The following is a 16638-nucleotide window of genomic DNA, read 5'->3' on the forward strand; positions in this document are numbered from 1 at the left end:
TGTGCCTTGGTGACATCAAGCTACATTTGTCTCCAGGAGGTGGAACATGGCGGGTTTCTGGCGAAGGAGCGAAGCCAAAACGCAAGAGGCGAGACCTGCGAAGACCGAATCACCCGAGAGCAGTGGTGCAAGACCGCGACCTCAGGCCAGTTGGTCGGCCCAGGTTTTCGACGACATCGAATGGCGGAGGTTCGAGGCGCTTTGCGAGGCGCTGTTCGCCCAGGCGGGCATGCGAACGGAAAGCCAGTCGCATGGTGCCGACGGCGGCATCGATATTTGGCTTCATTCGGAAAACAGTCCCAAGCCGATGATCGTCCAGTGCAAGCACTGGCGAAGCAAGCCTGTTGCGGTGCAACAGGTGCGCGAGTTCTTCGGGGTGCTCAAGTCGCATGATCTGCAGTACGGCACGTTTGCCACCAGCTCCACCTTCACATCCGATGCACTGGCTTTCGCGAAGGCCAACGGCATCAACGCGCAGGATCGGCAGGGGTTGCTGCAACTGATTGCGAAGCGCACGCCAGAACAGCAGGCGGCGCTTCTCTGCGTGGCCTACGAAGGCGATTACTGGCGACCGACCTGTGTCAAGTGCGGCATCAAGATGGTGGAGCGTCAGCCCAAGGATGGCGGCAACCCGTTCTGGGGCTGTGCCAACTTCGCCCGGCTGCGATGCATGAACAAGATGCAGATGGCGGGCAGGGCCTGAAACGGCGTTCACTCAGTGGAGTTGCAGTTCCATGAAGAGCCGCATCATGTACATCGAGGCGAAGTCGAACGGTCTGACGGGACCGGCCCGCATCGGCCGGGTCAGGGTTTCCAAGACGGGCGCAACGCTCTACTACGCGGGAAAGACGTTCAGCAGCTTGAAGGGAAGCGGCTTCAAGTCGAACTATTTCGACGTGGAAACCGGCGAGCACTACTGGATTTCAGGACCTCGAAAGGATGGGCGCGATGCCCTTTATCCGACGCACATCCGGCCCACCATAGACGATGATGTGCGCGACGAGTATTGGTCGAAGATCCGCAGAACCACAGTGCGGCACTGGTAGCCGCAGGCCCACGACCAATCGACGCCGCACGCAAGCTTCACCACGCGTACCCCGCCTGCACCCGGGCCGCTACCCGGCTGCCGCTTCCGCTGCTGGTCGCGGTCGAGAGTCCCACCCCCAGGTTCAGGTTGTCGTTGACCTGGTAGCCGAAGGCGACGCCCAGCCCCGATGCGCCCGCGTAGTTGCCGACGGCGGCGCCCATCCATTTCTTTCCTGCAGCCAGCGTCGGCATCGATGGCATGGCCAGCGCCGCCGCGACGCCCTGCGCGGCGAAGGCGTTCGCCTGGCTGGTCGCGTTGGCCACGGCCTGCTGCAGTTGGCCGAGGTTGACGGCGTCGGTGGCCAGCAGGGCTGGCGCGACATTCGTGATGCCGCGCAACTGGTTGGTGGCGGCGTTGCCGACCGACACGGTGTTGTCTCGATCGGCCACCGAGCCCTGGCCCAGCGCCACCGCGTTGTTGCCGCTGGCCAGCGTGTTCGCGCCCAGCGCGACGGCGTTGTTGCCGGCGGCCACGGCGTTGTTGCCCACCGCGGTGGTGGGATCGGCCAGCGCCTTCGCGCCCGCGCCGATGGCCACGGAGCCCGCGTGGTTGGCCTGCGCGCCGTTGCCGACGGCCACGGTGTTCTCTCCGGTGGCCTGCGCGTTGGTACCCATCGAGGTGCTGCCCGCGCCACTGGCGCCCGCGCCCGGGCCGCAGGCCACCGAGCCGCTTGCGCTCACCGCGCACACGCCGCTGGACAGGGCCTGGTTCATCAGCGACTGCAGCGCGCTGAACTGCTGCACGGTGAAGTTGTTGGCAGTGGTGATGGCCGTCTGCTGCGCCTGCTGCACCTGGCCGACGTTGGCCGCATCGGTGCTTGCCTGGCCGGTGCCCACATTGTTGATGACCGTCCCAGCACCATTGTTGGCGTTGAGCTGCAGCGTGGCGCCGCCCGCGCCGTACTGCGCCGAATTCTGCGCGAGACCCAAGGCCGTGTTGGAGGCCTGCTGCACGGTGTAGAGCTGGCTGCCGTTCACCGCATCGGTGCTGGTTGCGTTCACAGCGCCCGCGCTCACGTTGACGAGAGTGCGCGTCTGGCCGGCCGATCCGAATGAAACCGTGTTCGCCGTGGTGGCGACCGAGTTGGCGCCGATGGCGATGCTGTTGGTCGCGCCGGCCGCGACCTGGCTGCCCGAGCCGATGGCTACGCCGCCGGTGGCCAGCGCCGACGCGCCTGCCGATCCGCCGTACGCGCCGCCGATCGCGGTGCTGCCGTTGCCCGAGGCCACCGCGCCCGGGGTGGTGCCCGAGGCGCTGCCGATGGCGATCGCCGAGGCGCCCGACGCCTGCGCGCCGCTGCCGCCGGCGTGGCCGGGGAAACCGCAGCAGCCTTCTGCGCCCTGGCCTCCCGCGCCGACCGCGATGGCACCGCTGGCCGAAGCCTGCGCACCGCTGCCGCCGGCGCCGCCTGTGCCACCCGCAAAGCCCTGGCCGGCGGTGCCGCCACCGCCGATGGCCGTCGCGCCGTTTGCACTCGCACTGGCGCCGGCACCGCCCGTGCCGCCGGCTCCCCCGGCGGTTCCGTTGCTGCCGTCGCCGCCCGCGCCGATCGCCGTGGTGCCGTCTCCCTGGACCGTGGGGCCGGCACCGCCGCCGGAGCTCGACCAGCCTGGCAGGTTGGGCCCCGGGTTGCCCGGGTCGCCGGCCACATAGCCCGCTGCGTGGGCGCTTCCGACAGCGAGCAATGCGGCGGCCTGCAGGCATCTGAGTACGGGGCGGAGTCGAGCGGTCATGGTTCCTCCTTCGTTGAAACGGCAGACAAGACAAAAACAGCGCAAGTGTGTGTTTTTGTTTCCAGAGTCGCCATACCCGAGAACTGGTAGATCAGGCCTTTTTCGGAGAGCCGTGCCGGGCATGCTGATCCACAAGGTCGGCCACGACCTGAGGCTCACCGATGTCCGAGGCAATTGCTCGCTGCTATCGCGGCGCGGCAGCGATTTGGTGGCTCAGCGGCTGGCACCGCCTTCGTCGCGATACCCCTGCGGCGTCACCCCATGCTGCCGCGCGAACGCGCGCTGCAACGCATCCACCGAGCGAAAGCCGCTGCGGCTGGCGATCTTCTCTTGCGTCCATTGCGTCTGCCGCAGCAACTGCGCGGCGGCGGCAACGCGCGTCTGCTCGACGAAGCGCGCGGGAGTGCGGCCGGTCTGGGCCGCGAAGGCGCGCGCGAAATTGCGCGGACTCATCTGCACGCGGTCGGCCAGCGCCTCGACCGACAGGTCTTCCTGCGGATGCGTGCCTATCCACGCGACCAGCTCGCGCAGGCGGTGGCTGGCCGTGGCCTGCGCCTCGAGCGCCTGGCTCAGCTGGGGCTGCTCGCCGCCGCGCAGCATGGGCAGCGCCAGGGTGCGGGCGATGTCCATCGACACGGCGCGGCCCAGGTCGTCCTCCACCAGGGCCAGCGCGAGCTCGATGCCGGTGGTGACGCCGGCCGAGGTCCACATCGCGCCGTCGTGCACGTAGATGCGCTCGCGCTGCACGCGCACCTGCGGGCGCAGCGCCTGCAGCATGTCGCAGGCGCTCCAGTGGGTGGTGGCCTCGCGGCCGTCGAGCAGGCCGGCTGCCGCGAGCGCGAAGGCGCCGGTGCAAACGCTTGCCACGCGGCGCATACGCGGCGCGGCTTCGGCGATCCAATCGCTCACCCTGTGCTCGAAGATGGCCGAGCGCACCGAGGGCTCGTCGCCGCCGGCCACGATCAGCGTGTCGATCTCGTGCGGCAGATCGCGCAGCGCCAGCGTGCCCGCGAAGCTCAGGCCGCCATTGGTGAGCACGCTGCCGCCGGCCGGCGAGGCGATGTGCAGCCGGTAGGTGCCGGGGCGCATCTGCTCGGCCTTGCTGAAGACGCTGGCCGGGCCCGCGATGTCGATGGCCTCGACGCCATCGAACGCGACCAGCACCACGGCACCGGCGGCGCCCGTGCTGGCAGAAACTGCGGCTTCTTCGTCCTTGTGGGGCAGTGTGGGCATTCGTAGTCTCGGGGCCTTGCCTGCAGTCATGGAGAAAGGTCGATGTTCACTGGGTCATTTTCACGCGCGCTCGCTGCCGCCTGGCTGGCGATGCTGGTTCTGGCGGGCTGTTCCGCCGGTGCGCCGCTGCCGCCGCCCCTTGACGATGCAGCGGCGCTGCAGCGCGATCACCAGGCGTTCGTCGATGCGATGAAGCCCCGTGGCGCTAGCGGTGCCCGGCCGGTCGTCGCCGTGCTCGCCTCCAACGAAGGCACCGAGATGACCGACCTGATGCTGCCGTATGCGGTGCTGCAGCGCGCGGACGTGGCCGATGTGCGCATCGTCGCGCCGCGCGCCGGGCAGGTCGATCTGTTCCCGGCGCTGCAGGTGGATGGCGCGCAGGACTTCGCCAGCTTCGACCGCGCACACCCTGCGGGTGCCGACTACGTGATCGTCCCCGCGATGATGTCGGACGATGCGCCCGAGATCACCGGCTGGCTCAGTCGTCAGGCCGGGCAGGGCGCCCGCGTGATCGGTGTGTGCTCCGGCGCCCGGGTGGTCGGACAGGCCGGCCTGCTCGACGGCCGTCGCTTCGCAGGCCACTGGTACGACCGCGGCACGCTGTTGAAGCGCCACCCGGGCTCCACGCACGTCCCGCACCGCCGCTACGTGGTGGACCGGGGTGTGGCCACCACCACCGGCATCACCGCGTCGGTGCCCGCCATGCTGGCGCTGGTGGAGGCCATCGGCGGACGCGAGAAGGCGTCCGCGGTCGCGGCCGATCTGGGCGCGGTGTCCTGGAGCCCGGCGCACGACAGCACACCCTTCGCGCTCGACAACGGCAAGCGCATCGACTATCTGCTCGACAAGGCCGCCTTCTGGCGCGGTGAGCGCTGGACGGTCGAGGTGCGAGACGGCATGGACGACGTCTCGCTCGCACTCGCCACCGATGCCTGGGAGCGCACCGGGCGCGTCCGCGTCGAGGCGGTGTCGCCCTCGGGGCCGGTCAGGCTGCGCAGCGGGCTCGTGCTGACGGCACGTCCTGCGGGCGCAGGCGACGTAGGTGCGCTGCGCCTGCCGCTGTCGGCCACGCTCAAGCCGGTGCCGCAACTGGATCGCACCCTGTGCGAGATCGCCGGCCGGCACGGCGCCGCGCGCCGCGACTGGGTGATGCTCGAGATGGAATACCCCGCGCAGCAGCGCGCCGCCGCCTGCGCAGGCTGAGGCGGCGTCGGCGCGTCATACTCTCGGCCGGATCGCCCTTTCCCCCTTGAGCGGGAGGCGAAGCCGCAACCGACAAGCCGGGAGCTGAACAAATGATGACCGCATGCTGGCGCGCACCCGTTGCCGCATTGGCGCTGGTGTTCTCGATGCTGATGAGCGCATGCTCCACGCTGCCTCCGCCGGTGTCCGACCGGCCCGTCACGGCCATTGCGGATTTCTCGAACACGCCGCTGGATGCGATCACGCGCCGGGTCCTGCCTGAGGATCGTTCCGACGATCGCTCGGGCTTCCAGCTCCTGCCCTACGGCCCCACGTCCTTCGCTACCCGCATCGAGCTCGCGAAGCTCGCCACGCGCAGCCTCGACGTGCAGTACTACCTGCTCGCCGCCGACAACACCGGCCGCGCCCTGATGCGCGAGCTGCGCGACGCCGCGCAGCGCGGCGTGCGTGTGCGGCTGCTGGTCGACGACCTCTACACCACCGGCGAGGACGACCTGCTCCTCGCACTCGCCAGCTACCCGAATGTGCAGGTGCGCTTGTTCAACCCCTTTCCCGGCGGACGCGGCAGCGACGTGACGCGCTTCATCAGCTCGGGGCTGGAGTTCGGCCGCGTCAACCGGCGCATGCACAACAAGCTCTTCGTGGCCGACAACGTGGCGGCGGTGGCGGGTGGCCGCAACATGGCCGACGAATACGTGATGAACGCCGCCGGCAGCAATTTCATCGACATGGACGTGTTCGCGGCCGGCCCCGTGGTGCGGCAGCTGTCCGACGAGTTCGACCACTACTGGAACAGCACGGTCGTCTACCCGGTGGGGCGCATCGCCAGCAGCGCGCTCACGCCCGAGCAGTTGCGGCAGAACTTCGACAGGCTCACGGCCGCCGCCAGGCCGCCGCAGGCGCCGCGCATTCCGCTCGACGGCAGGATCGCCAACCCCGTCGAGGGCGAGCCCTCCCTGCTGCCGCAGGAGATGGTGCCGATGCTCAATCTGCCCTTCGAGCTGGCGGAGGCCCGGCTCAGCCCGCTGCTGTGGGCCCGTGCGCGGGTGCTGTTCGATCCGCTCAGCAAGACCGAGGGTCTGAACGAACGCGAGAACTCCATCAAGGGCACGGTGACCGAGGGCGTGATCCGGTGGTTCCGCACCTCGCGATCGAGCATCAAGATGGTGTCGCCATACTTCGTGCCCTCCGACGCGGCCGTGGCCAGCCTCGCCGAGGCGCAGGCCGCGGGCATCAAGGTCGAACTGGTCACCAACTCGCTGGCCTCCACCGACGAGCCCTGGGTGTACGTGGGCTACTGGCCGCACATCCACGAGCTGCTGAAGTCGGGCGTGGCCATCTACGAGCTGAGCCCCACGCTGAGCGTGAAGCGGGGCAAGCTCGGCATCTTCGGCCATCGCACCGGCGCCCTGCACATGAAGAACGGCATCGTCGACCACAAGGAGGTGTTCCTGGGCTCGATGAACCTCGACCCGCGCTCGGCCCGCCTCAACACCGAGCTGGGCCTCATCATCGAGAGCCCGCAGATGGCCAGGCAGCTCGACAGCTTCGCCGATGCCGGCAGCGCCTACCGCCTGCGGCTGGACGCGAGCGGCCGCGACATCGAATGGGTGGAGGACAACGAGGACGGCACGCAGACGGCCTACGACGTGCCGCCGGAAACCACCGCGTGGCAGCGGCTGAAGCTGCGGCTGATCGCGCCGTTCATTCCGGTGAGCGAGCTGTAGCCCGCTCGAGGCCGATCACACGTTGCTGGTCGCGCGCACTTCCTCGATGCTGGTCTGCCCGGCCAGCACCTTCTCGATGCCGTCCTGGCGCAGCGTGCGCATGCCCTCACCCAGTGCGGCCTGCTGCAGCTCCTCGGCGCGCGCGCCGGTCTGCACCAGGCGGCGCAGGGTCCTCGACATGGTCATCAGCTCGTGGATGCCCACGCGGCCCTTGAAGCCGGTGTCGCCGCAGTGCTTGCAGCCCTTGCTGGTGTAGGTGTGCAGCCGGCCGTCGCGGCCGTGGCGCTGCACCCAGCCCGCCAGCACCGCCTGGCGCTGCGCCGCGTCGCGCTGCTGCTCGGGTCCGAAGGCGTGCATGTAGTCATCGAGCAGTTCGCCGATGGCCTCGGGGCTCGCGGGCGTGCCGGTGATGCACTGCGTGCACAGCCGCCGCACCAGCCGCTGCGCAAGCACGGCCAGCAGCGAGTCGGCGAAGTTGAACGGGTCCATGCCCATGTCCAGCAGGCGCGTGACGGTCTCGGGGGCGCTGTTGGTGTGCAGGGTCGAGAGCACCAGGTGGCCGGTCAGCGAGGCTTCGATGGCGGTCCTGGCGGTTTCCTCGTCGCGGATCTCGCCCACCATGATCACGTCGGGGTCGGCGCGCACGAAGGCGCGCAGCGCCTTCGCGAAGGTCCAGTCGATGCGCGGATTGATCTGCACCTGCCGAAGCCCCGACTGGGTGATCTCCACCGGGTCTTCCGCCGTCCAGATCTTGCGCTCGGGCGTGTTGATGTGCATGAGCGCCGAGTGCAGCGTGGTGGTCTTGCCAGAGCCCGTCGGGCCCACGCACAGCACCATGCCGTAGGGGCGCTCGACCGCCTTCGTCAGCTGCGCGAGGTTGTCGGGCGACAGGCCCAGCCGGTCCATCGGAATGGGCTTGGCCGATGCCAGGATGCGCATCACCACGTCCTCGAGGCCGTTGTTGGTGGGAATGGTCGCCACGCGCAGCTCGATGCGGTGCTGCGGCGAGTACTTGGCGAAGTTGATCTTGCCGTCCTGCGGGTTGCGCTTCTCGCTGATGTCGAGGTCGCACATGATCTTGACGCGCGCGACGATCGCGTTGCGGTAGCTCGGCGGCAGCTCCAGGTAGGTGTGCAGCAGGCCGTCGCGCCGGAAGCGGATTCGTGTCTTCTCCTGGCCGGGGTAGCTCTCGATGTGGATGTCGGAGACGCCCTCGCGGTGCGCCTCGATGATCATGCTGTTGATCATGCGCACCAGCGAGTTGTCGGACTGCTCGATGGGCGTCTCGCTCGCCGTCTGCGGGGCGGCGACTTCCTTCTCCAGCGTCTGCAGCAGCTCGCTCGTGCCGGCTACGTCGAAGTCCAGCGGCTGGCTCGGATCGAAATGGGCCGCGAAGGGGTTGGACGACCCGCCCGTGTGCTCGCCGATCTTCTCGTACACCGCGTTCAGCACGCCGTCGAGGTCCAGGCACTGGCCGACCACCGGCGTGACCTTCATCTGCGCGATGAACTCGACCTCGTCGAGCGCCGAATGCCGGCTGGTCGGATCGTCGATGGCGACGATCAGCCGCCCCTCGTGCAGCATCAGCGGCATGACCTGCAGCCTGCGCGCCACCGCATGCGGCAGCTTGCGCAGCGCCTCGGCTGCCGGCGGAAACAGATGCAGGTTGACCAGCGGGTAGCCCATCTTGCGCACCAGCGCCGCCTGCAGCTGGCCCCGGCTCACCACGCCCATGCGCACGAGCGTTTCGCCCAGCGGCACCATCGGATCGAGTTTCTGGCGCTCGAGCCCGGCGCGCAGTTGCGCCTGCGTGATCATGTCCAGCGAGATCAGCGCCTCGCCGATGCGTGCGATGGGCGTGCGGCTCTGGGCGTCGAGCGCGCTAAGCAATTGCTCCGGCATGACGACTTCGTTGATGGACATTGGGGAGGTTCTCCTGCTCGATTTCGTGCATCGATCGTAGAGCGTGATCGTGTCCATTGCCACAGGTTCGAGCTTGAGTACGCAAGTACTCAGGTTAACAACGAGTTAACTCGCGACATCGACCGGGCGGCACGGTCTGCATGCCGGATTTCCTGTCGTCCTACGCGCGCCGGCCGGCACCTCGTCAAACATCGAAGGAATGCATCGATACGTACTTGCCACCAGCGCAGTGCTGGGCATGCTCGGCTTCGCGGCGAGGGCAGAGCCCATCAAGCTGCCTGTAGACAACGACGAGAAGGGCACCGTCTATGTCGCCCCGAACGTCAATCCCACGGAGACGTCGGCCACCGTCAACGGCGCCACCGTCGGCGTGCAGCGCCCCGACGGCAGCGGCACCTACATCGGCACCGACACCTCCACGCCCCGGCCCATCTACTCGCTCGGCGCCAGCACCGGCGGCAACGTGTCGTTCTCGGGCGGGGTGCAGACGGACGGCAAGACCAACAACGGCGTGAAGGCCGGGGTGACGATCAAGTACTGAGCCCGGCTCAGACCAGCGTGCCGTACACGATGAAGCCGTCGTGCGTGGCGACTTTGTCGTAGAGCTTGCGGCCCGCCGTGTTGGTCACTTGCGTCTGCCAGTACACGCGGTGCACGCCCGCGAGCTTCGCGCGTTCGTACACGCCTTCGATCAACTGCCGGCCGACGCCCTTGCCGCGTTCCGAGGGCAGCGTGAACAGGTCCTGCAGGTAGCAGGTCGGCTCCAGACGGGTGGTGCTGCGGTGAAAGAGATAGTGGGTGAGGCCGACCAGCTGCCCGTCGCGCTCTGCCACCAGCGCATGCACGGGTTCGTAGGCATCGAAGAAGCGCTGCCAGGTGGCCTGCGTGATCTCGTCAGCGAGGGCGGTCGGGCCCTCGCGGCCGTAGAAGGCGTTGTAGCCGTCCCAGAGCGGTTTCCATGCCGGGTAGTCGGCGGCCACGGGCGGGCGGATCAACAGGGAAGAGGTCATGGCGTCGGATCGCGTTGAAACCCGCGATTGCATCACGACAGGTTCGACGCCGCTCAGGCCGCGAAGAATTCCTTCAGCATCTTTTCAGGCAAATGCCCTTGCAGGCCGATGGCGACGACGCCCGCGCGGGCCGGCCCCGGAGGCGGCGAAACCTTGCGCACCGAGCCGTGCCGGCCTGCGTACTGCACCTCGGACCACTCGTCGCCTTGCGCGCCTCGTCCCGTGCGCAGCAGGCCCTTGAGCCGCAGCACGCCCGGCGGCATCTCGCGCAACCAGGCGCGCAGCGTGGCAGCCGGGATCGTCGCTTCGGGCTGCGCGCTCCAGGTCTGGAAGATCGCTCCGTGGTCGGGCGTGCCGTGCCCATGGTCGTGGTCGTGGTCGCAACCCGGACCGCATGCATGCGGCGCCAGGGCGGGCTGCGAAAGCCCCGAAACCAGCGCCAGCGGCACCGCCGCCTCGACGGTCTCGATGCACGGCGTGCCGGGCGCGTTGCCTTCCACCCAGGCCTTCGCTTCGGCCAGTGCCTCGGCCGAAGCGATGTCGGCCTTGTTCAGCACCACGAGGTCGGCCGACTTCAGTTGCCGCGCGAGCGTGTCGGCCAGCAGCGGATCCGCCGACTGCCGTGCAGCCACGCTCGCGTCCACCAGCACGATGACGCCTTCGAGGCTCAGCTCCGGCGCCGCCATGCCGATCTGCGCGATGCGCCACGGGTCCGACACGCCGCTGGCCTCGATCACCACCGCGTCGAAGGGCTTCTTCGCCTCGATCACGTCCACCAGCGCGCGGCCCAGGTCATCGCCGATCTGGCAGCACACGCAGCCGTTGGTCAGCGCGGTGGTGTCGCCGTGGGTGGCGGCGATGAGATCGGCATCGATGTTGAGCGCGCCGAAGTCGTTCACCAGCACCGCCATGCGCAGCCCCTTCGCCTCGCGCAGCCAGCGGTTGAGCAGCGTGGTCTTGCCTGCCCCCAGAAAGCCGCCGATGACGGTGAACGGCAAGCGACTTGCCGGCATCACGCGCCCCGGCTCACTTGAACCCTCTGGGCCTCGAACACGCGGCCCGACAGCACCGTGCCCCACACGCGCGCGTCCTTCAGCGCCATCGGGTCCATCTCCAGCGGGTCGTCTTCCAGCACGCAGAAGTCGGCGCGCTTGCCGCATTCGATGCTGCCGATCTCGCCGTCGAGCTTCAGCGTCCATGCGGCACCGAGCGTGATGGCGCGCAGCGCCTGCGGCACGGTGATGCGCTCTGTCTCGCCGAGCACCCGGCCCTGGGGCGTGATGCGGTTGACGGCGCACCATGCGGTGAAGAGCGGGCCGAGCGGCGTCACCGGCGCGTCGGAGTGAATGGCCAGCGGCACGCCGGCCGCGAGCGCGCTGCCGCAGGCGTCGAGGCGGTTGGCGCGGTCGGGGCCCATGGTCATTTCGTAGTGCTGGTCGCCCCAGTACCAGATGTGGTTGGCGAACAGGTTGGCGCACAGCCCCAGCGATGCCATGCGGCGGAACAGCGGCGCGTCGATCATCTGGCCGTGCTGCAGCGTGTGGCGGTGGTCGGGACGCGGCGCGCGCGCGAGCACCCGCTCGATGGCGTCGATGGCCACCTCGCTGGCCTCGTCGCCGTTGGTGTGCGTGTGGATCGTGAGGCCCGCGCGGTGGTAGGTCTCGAAGTCGGCCTCGTACTGCGCGGGTGCGGTCACCCAGATGCCGTTGGGCGCGCCGTTGAAGTGGCCCGGCCAGCGCAGCCGCGCCGAGAAGCCCTGGATCGAGCCGTCGAGCATCATCTTCACCAGGCCGTAGCGCAGCCGGTCGGTGTTGCGCGGCATCAGCGACTTCACGTGCTCCGCACCCTGCGCGGCACCGTGCGTGCCGTGGAAGGCCTGGAACGCGGGCAGGATGCGCACGCCGAAACCGTCGTCGCCCGTGGCCTTCTCCAGCACGCCGCAGTCCTCGGGCGTGAGCTTGTTGACCAGGTCGGTCGCGGTGGTCACGCCCTGCAGGCAGGCCAGCCGCGCGAAGGAGCGCACGCCGGCCTCGGTCATCGGCGCGAGCAGGCCGGCATTGCCGATCTTGCGCAGCACCAGGAACATCGCGGCCGGCTCCTGCAGCTCGCCGGTGGGCTCGCCCGCGCTGTCGCCATCGGCGAACTTGACCACGCCTTCGACTTCGTTGTCGCGCGTGATCTCGGCGATGCGCAGCATCGCGCTGTTGACGTTCATCAGGTGGCCGTTGGCATGGCCGATGACGATGGGCCGCGTGCTGCTCGCTCGGTCCACGTGGCGCACCGTCATGCGCTCGCCGCCGAAGTAGATCGGATCGAATCCCCAGGCGACGAGCGGCTCGGTGTCGGGAATGCCCTCGGCCGTCATCCTCGCGGCCACTTCCGAGAGGCGCGAGACCACCTCGTCCATCGAGCGCAGGCCGCTCCACACCTTGCCCTCGGGGTCGCGGCGGTCGAACCAGCCGAGATACGTCCAGTCCCACATGCTGCCTTCCTTCAGGTGGCAGTGGCCTTCGACGAGGCCGGGCATCAGCACTTTGCCGGCGAAGCGCTCGTCGAGCGTGAAGGGCCCCCAGCCCTGCATGTCCGCGAGCGCGCCGACGGCCAGCACGCGGCCGTCGCGCACCGCCACGTGGGTGGCGTGCGGCTGCATCGGGTTCATGGTGATGATCTTGCGGGCGGCGAAGATGGTGGTGGTGTTGTTCGTCTGGCTCATGGCGACTCGGGAATCGAAAGAGGAGGGCGCGGCAGCCCGTCGATGACGTCGACGCGCCTGCAGCGTACCCAATGATCGGGCGCGACCTCGCGCAGCGGCGGCAGTTCCGCCGCGCAGGCCGCTTCCGCCACCGGGCAGCGGCCGGCGAAGCGGCAGCCTTTGGGCGGGTCGATGGGGCTGGGCGGGTCTCCGCTCAGCTTGATGCGGTTCGCGGCGCGACGCCTTCCGCCGCTCACGGTCGGCACCGCCGACATCAGCGCCACGCTGTACGGGTGCAGCGGCCGCGCGAAGAAGCTGCGGCGCGGCGCGCGCTCGACGATCTGGCCCAGGTACATCACTGCGATGTCGTCGCAGATGTGCTCCACCACCGCCATGTCATGCGAGATGAAGAGGTAGGTCAGGCCCAGCTCGCGCTGCAGCCGTGCCAGCAGGTTCAGGATCTGCGCGCGGATGGCGATGTCGAGCGCCGACACCGGCTCGTCGCACACCACCAGCTCCGGGTTGGTGGCCAGCGCCCGGGCGATGTTGATGCGCTGGCGCTGCCCACCCGAGAACTGGTGCGGAAACAGGTGCTGCTGCTCCGGCCGCAGGCCCACCGCCTCGAAGAGCTCGGCCACGCGGCGCGTGCGCTCCTCGGGCGTGCCCACCCGCATCAGGTCGAGCGGCGCACGCACGGCGGCGCCCGCGCGCTCGCGCGGGTTCAACGAGGAGAACGGGTCCTGGAAGATGATCTGCATGCGCGTGCGCGCCTGCCGCAGCGCCTCGCCCTGCAGCGCACCCAGATCGGTGTTGCCCAGCTGCATGCGCCCAGAGGTGACCGGCGCGAGCCGCATCACCGCCAGCGCGGTCGTGGTCTTGCCCGAGCCCGATTCGCCGACCACCGCCAGCGTGCTGCCGCGGCGCACCGCGAAGGACACGCCGTCCACCGCCTTCACCACCTCGGGCGTTCGGCCCCAGCCGGACTTGCCGCGCGGGAAGTGCACCTTCAGGTCGTCGACCGAAAGCAGCGTGTCGGTCTTGCCGATGAACGTCATGCGGCCTCCCTTCGGGGTTGTGCCGCAGCCGCCGGCTCGGCATGCAGCCAGCAGGCTGCGCCATGCGGCACGCCGGAGGCCACCTCGCCATGCACCGCGAACATCGGCGGCACCTCGGCCGCGCAGCGCGGCATCGCGCGCGGGCAGCGCTCGCGGAAGGCGCAGCCGGTGCCCAGCTCCCAGATCGAAGGCACCACGCCGGCGATCTCGGCGAGGTCGTGGCGCCCGTCGCTTTCCTGCGCCGCGCTGCTGCCGAGTTCGGGCAGGCAGTCGATCAGCCCGCGCGTGTAGGGGTGGCCGGGTTCCGACAGCACCTGCTCGGTGGTGCCCTGCTCGATGACGCGGCCCGCGTACATCACCATCACGCGATCGGCCATCTCGGCCACCGCGCCCATGTCGTGCGTGATGAGCATGATGGCCGTCCCCTTCTCGCGCTGCAGGTCGCGCAGCAGGTTGAAGATCTGCGCCTGCACCGTCACGTCGAGCGCGGTGGTGGGCTCGTCGGCGATCAGTATGTCGGGCCTGCAGGCCAGCGCCATCGCGATCATCACCCGCTGTCGCATGCCGCCGGAGAGCTGGTGCGGGTACTCGTCCACGCGCCGCTCGGGCGCCGGAATACCCACCTGCCGCAGCATCTCGATGGCGCGCTGCCGCGCCGCGTGCGCGTTCATGCCGGCGTGCAGCTGCAGCGATTCGCCGATCTGGTCGCCCACGGTGAACACCGGGTTCAGCGACGTCATCGGCTCCTGGAAGATCATCGAGATGCGGTTGCCGCGCACCTCGCGCATGCGGGCGTCGGTGGCCTGCACCAGGTCTTCGCCCTGGAACAGCACCCGTCCGCCGCGGATGCGTCCCGGCGGCGAGGGAATGAGCCGCAGCAGCGCCAGCGCCGTCATGCTCTTGCCGCAGCCCGATTCGCCCACCACGCACAGCGTCTCGCCGGCGCGGATCTCGAAGTCGACCCCGTTGAGCACCAGCGCCTTGCCGCGCCGCGTGCTGAACTCGACGTGCAGGTCCTGCACGCGCAGCAGCGTGTCATCGGAAGGCGGAGTCATACAGAGATACCTTTCGCACGCACGGTGGACTTCATCTTTCCCTCAGCTTCGGGTTGAGGGCATCGTTCAGGCCGTCGCCGATCAGGCTCACGGCCAGCACGGTGATGAAGATCGCCGCACCCGGAAAGGCCACGGCCCACCAGCACGACAGCACGTACTGCCGGCTGGAGCCGATCATCAGGCCCCAGCTCATCTGGTTCGGATCGCCCAGGCCGAGGAAGGAGAGCCCCGCTTCGAAAAGGATCGACGCGCCGATGGCCAGCGTGGCCGACACCACCAGCGGCGGCAGCGCGTTCGGCAGGATCACCTTCCAGATGATGCGTGCGTCGCGCGCGCCGATGGCCCGCTCTGCCCGCACGAACTCCAGCCCCCGGTACTTCATGAACTCGGCGCGCGTGAGCCGCGCGGTGCCGGTCCAGCTCACGATGCCGATGGCCAGCGTCACCGTCACCAGCGTGGGCGAGAAAAGCGTCACCACCACCATCGCGAACAGCAGCGCCGGCAGCACCTGGAAGAACTCGGTGAGCTTCATCAGCGCGGCATCGACCTTGCCGCCGTAGTAGCCGGCGAAGGCGCCCAGCGTGATGCCGATCAGCACCGACAGCAGCGCGGCCACCGCGCCCACCAGCAGGGTTGCGCGGCCGCCGTAGATCAGCGCGGTGAGCACGTCGCGGCCGAGGTAGTCGCTGCCGAGCCAGGCGTCTTCGCTGAAGGGTGGCGTGAGCGGCGCGGCCTTGATCTCGAACGGGTCGGCGGGGTAGAGCCACGGCCCGAGGATGGCCACCAGCAGCACGGCGACCAGCATCGCCATGCCGATGATGGCTGCCGGATTGCGCAGGAACATGCGCATCGCCTCCATGCCCGGGTGCTCGACGCGCACCGCGGGTCTGGGGGATGCGGCAGCGGAAGCAGCAGCGGTCGACATTGGAATCACCTTGCTCATGAGGCCTTGATCCGCGGATCGATGAAGCGATAGCACAGGTCGGTGAGCTGGTTCATCACCACCACCACGATGGAGGAGAACAGCAGCACGCCGAGGATGGTCGGGTAGTCGCGCCGCAGCACCGACTCGAAGGCGAGCCGGCCGAGCCCGGGCCAGTTGAACACCGTCTCCACCAGGATCGCGCCCGCCAGCACGTTGCCGAACTGCAGGCCCAGCACCGTCACCACCGGCAGCAGCGCGTTGCGCAGCGCATGCTTGTAGAGCACGACGCGGTCGGCCAGCCCCTTGGCGCGCGCGGTGCGGATGAAGTCGGAGCCCAGCACGTCGAGCATCGACGAGCGCGCGAGCCGGCTGTACTGCGCGAGATACACCAGGCTCAACGTGAGCGTGGGCAGCACCAGGTGGTGCGCCACGTCGAGCATGTCGGCGAAGCCGCCGCTGCCCGTCGAGTCGATGGAGCGCATGCCCGCCACCGGCAGAACCGGAAACACCGAGGCCAGCAGTATCACCAGCATGATCCCCAGCCAGAACACCGGCGCCGCGAAGCCCACCAGCGACAGCACGGTGATGAACTGCGACAGCAGCCCGTTGGGCCTGCGCGATGAAAGCACCCCCAGCGCGGTGCCCACGAAGAAGGCCAGCAGCACCGCGCTCAGCACCAGCAGCAGCGTGGCTGGAACGCGCTCGGCGATCATGCTGGTCACCGGCAGGTTGAAGAAGTAAGAGTAGCCCAGGTCGCCCTGCGCCACCTTGCCGAGGTACACGCCCAGCTGCACCGGCAGCGAGCGGTCGAGCCCGTACTGCGTGCGCAACTGCGCCATCAGCTCGGGCGACATGCCGCCGCTGGCGCCCGCGATGGTTTCCACCGGATCGCCCGGCGCCGCGTGCACCAGCACGAAATTGAGCACCACCACGGCCAGCACCAGGCCCAGGGCCTGGAGCAGCCGCGAGGCGGCGTAGCGAAGCGTGCCCATGAT

Annotated in this window: 15 protein-coding genes; 5 read left to right on the forward strand and 10 right to left on the reverse strand. The window is 69.0% G+C overall.

From position 1 onward, the window contains the following. Positions 1-46 precede the first annotated feature (46 nt). On the forward strand, positions 47-703 hold the full coding sequence (locus tag FHY06_RS25850; RefSeq protein WP_184606771.1) for a restriction endonuclease: 657 nt from the start codon (positions 47-49) through the stop codon (positions 701-703). Positions 704-734: 31 nt separating this feature from the next. Beyond that, on the forward strand, positions 735-1046 hold the full coding sequence (locus FHY06_RS25855) for a 1-deoxy-D-xylulose-5-phosphate synthase (protein ID WP_184606772.1): 312 nt from the start codon (positions 735-737) through the stop codon (positions 1044-1046). Positions 1047-1083: 37 nt separating this feature from the next. On the opposite strand, the gene FHY06_RS25860 is transcribed toward FHY06_RS25855, so the two are convergent. Next, complete coding sequence (locus FHY06_RS25860; protein ID WP_184606773.1) at positions 1084-2820, reverse strand: YadA family autotransporter adhesin; 1737 nt, start codon at positions 2818-2820, stop codon at positions 1084-1086. A gap of 213 nt (positions 2821-3033) precedes the next feature. Beyond that, positions 3034-4053, reverse strand: coding sequence for a GlxA family transcriptional regulator (locus FHY06_RS25865; protein WP_184606774.1), 1020 nt, complete (start codon positions 4051-4053; stop codon positions 3034-3036). A gap of 42 nt (positions 4054-4095) precedes the next feature. Between FHY06_RS25865 and FHY06_RS25870 the strand changes: the two genes are divergently transcribed. Both FHY06_RS25870 and FHY06_RS25875 read left to right on the forward strand, forming a co-directional pair. Then, positions 4096-5256 carry a DJ-1/PfpI family protein gene (locus tag FHY06_RS25870; RefSeq protein WP_184606775.1) on the forward strand — a complete coding sequence of 387 codons (1161 nt, stop codon included), beginning with the start codon at positions 4096-4098 and terminating at the stop codon, positions 5254-5256. A gap of 92 nt (positions 5257-5348) precedes the next feature. Continuing rightward, positions 5349-6983: a phospholipase D family protein gene (locus FHY06_RS25875; protein WP_260310684.1), complete on the forward strand. Its 1635-nt coding sequence runs from the start codon at positions 5349-5351 to the stop codon at positions 6981-6983. Positions 6984-6998: 15 nt separating this feature from the next. On the opposite strand, the gene FHY06_RS25880 is transcribed toward FHY06_RS25875, so the two are convergent. Then, the gene (locus tag FHY06_RS25880) at positions 6999-8906 is read right to left on the reverse strand and encodes a GspE/PulE family protein (protein WP_184606776.1); all 1908 of its coding nucleotides are present in this window, start codon (positions 8904-8906) and stop codon (positions 6999-7001) included. A 199-nt stretch (positions 8907-9105) separates the two neighbouring features. Between FHY06_RS25880 and FHY06_RS25885 the strand changes: the two genes are divergently transcribed. Next, entirely contained in the window at positions 9106-9447 is a 342-nt protein-coding gene (locus FHY06_RS25885; protein ID WP_184606777.1) for a hypothetical protein, read from the forward strand. A gap of 7 nt (positions 9448-9454) precedes the next feature. On the opposite strand, the gene FHY06_RS25890 is transcribed toward FHY06_RS25885, so the two are convergent. From FHY06_RS25890 to FHY06_RS25920, 7 genes are read right to left on the reverse strand one after another with little or no spacing between them, the layout of a single operon-like run. Next, on the reverse strand, positions 9455-9916 hold the full coding sequence (locus tag FHY06_RS25890; protein WP_184606778.1) for a GNAT family N-acetyltransferase: 462 nt from the start codon (positions 9914-9916) through the stop codon (positions 9455-9457). A gap of 53 nt (positions 9917-9969) precedes the next feature. After that, complete coding sequence (locus FHY06_RS25895; RefSeq protein WP_184606779.1) at positions 9970-10929, reverse strand: CobW family GTP-binding protein; 960 nt, start codon at positions 10927-10929, stop codon at positions 9970-9972. Beyond that, complete coding sequence (locus FHY06_RS25900; RefSeq protein WP_184606780.1) at positions 10929-12629, reverse strand: amidohydrolase; 1701 nt, start codon at positions 12627-12629, stop codon at positions 10929-10931. The genes FHY06_RS25895 and FHY06_RS25900 overlap by 1 nt, the downstream gene beginning before the upstream one ends. Further along, positions 12626-13663 (reverse strand): ABC transporter ATP-binding protein, encoded by a 1038-nt coding sequence (locus FHY06_RS25905; protein ID WP_184606781.1) that lies wholly within the window; start codon positions 13661-13663, stop codon positions 12626-12628. Before FHY06_RS25905 ends, FHY06_RS25900 begins: the two co-directional genes overlap by 4 nt. Continuing rightward, on the reverse strand, positions 13660-14718 hold the full coding sequence (locus FHY06_RS25910) for an ABC transporter ATP-binding protein (RefSeq protein WP_184606782.1): 1059 nt from the start codon (positions 14716-14718) through the stop codon (positions 13660-13662). Before FHY06_RS25910 ends, FHY06_RS25905 begins: the two co-directional genes overlap by 4 nt. Before the next feature lie 31 nt (positions 14719-14749). Continuing rightward, entirely contained in the window at positions 14750-15643 is an 894-nt protein-coding gene (locus tag FHY06_RS25915) for an ABC transporter permease (protein WP_409327469.1), read from the reverse strand. Positions 15644-15657: 14 nt separating this feature from the next. Beyond that, on the reverse strand, positions 15658-16635 hold the full coding sequence (locus tag FHY06_RS25920; protein WP_126185252.1) for an ABC transporter permease: 978 nt from the start codon (positions 16633-16635) through the stop codon (positions 15658-15660). Positions 16636-16638: the final 3 nt, after the last annotated feature.

This window comes from Variovorax atrisoli (assembly GCF_014195185.1).
Classification (GTDB): Bacteria; Pseudomonadota; Gammaproteobacteria; order Burkholderiales; family Burkholderiaceae_C; genus Variovorax; species Variovorax atrisoli.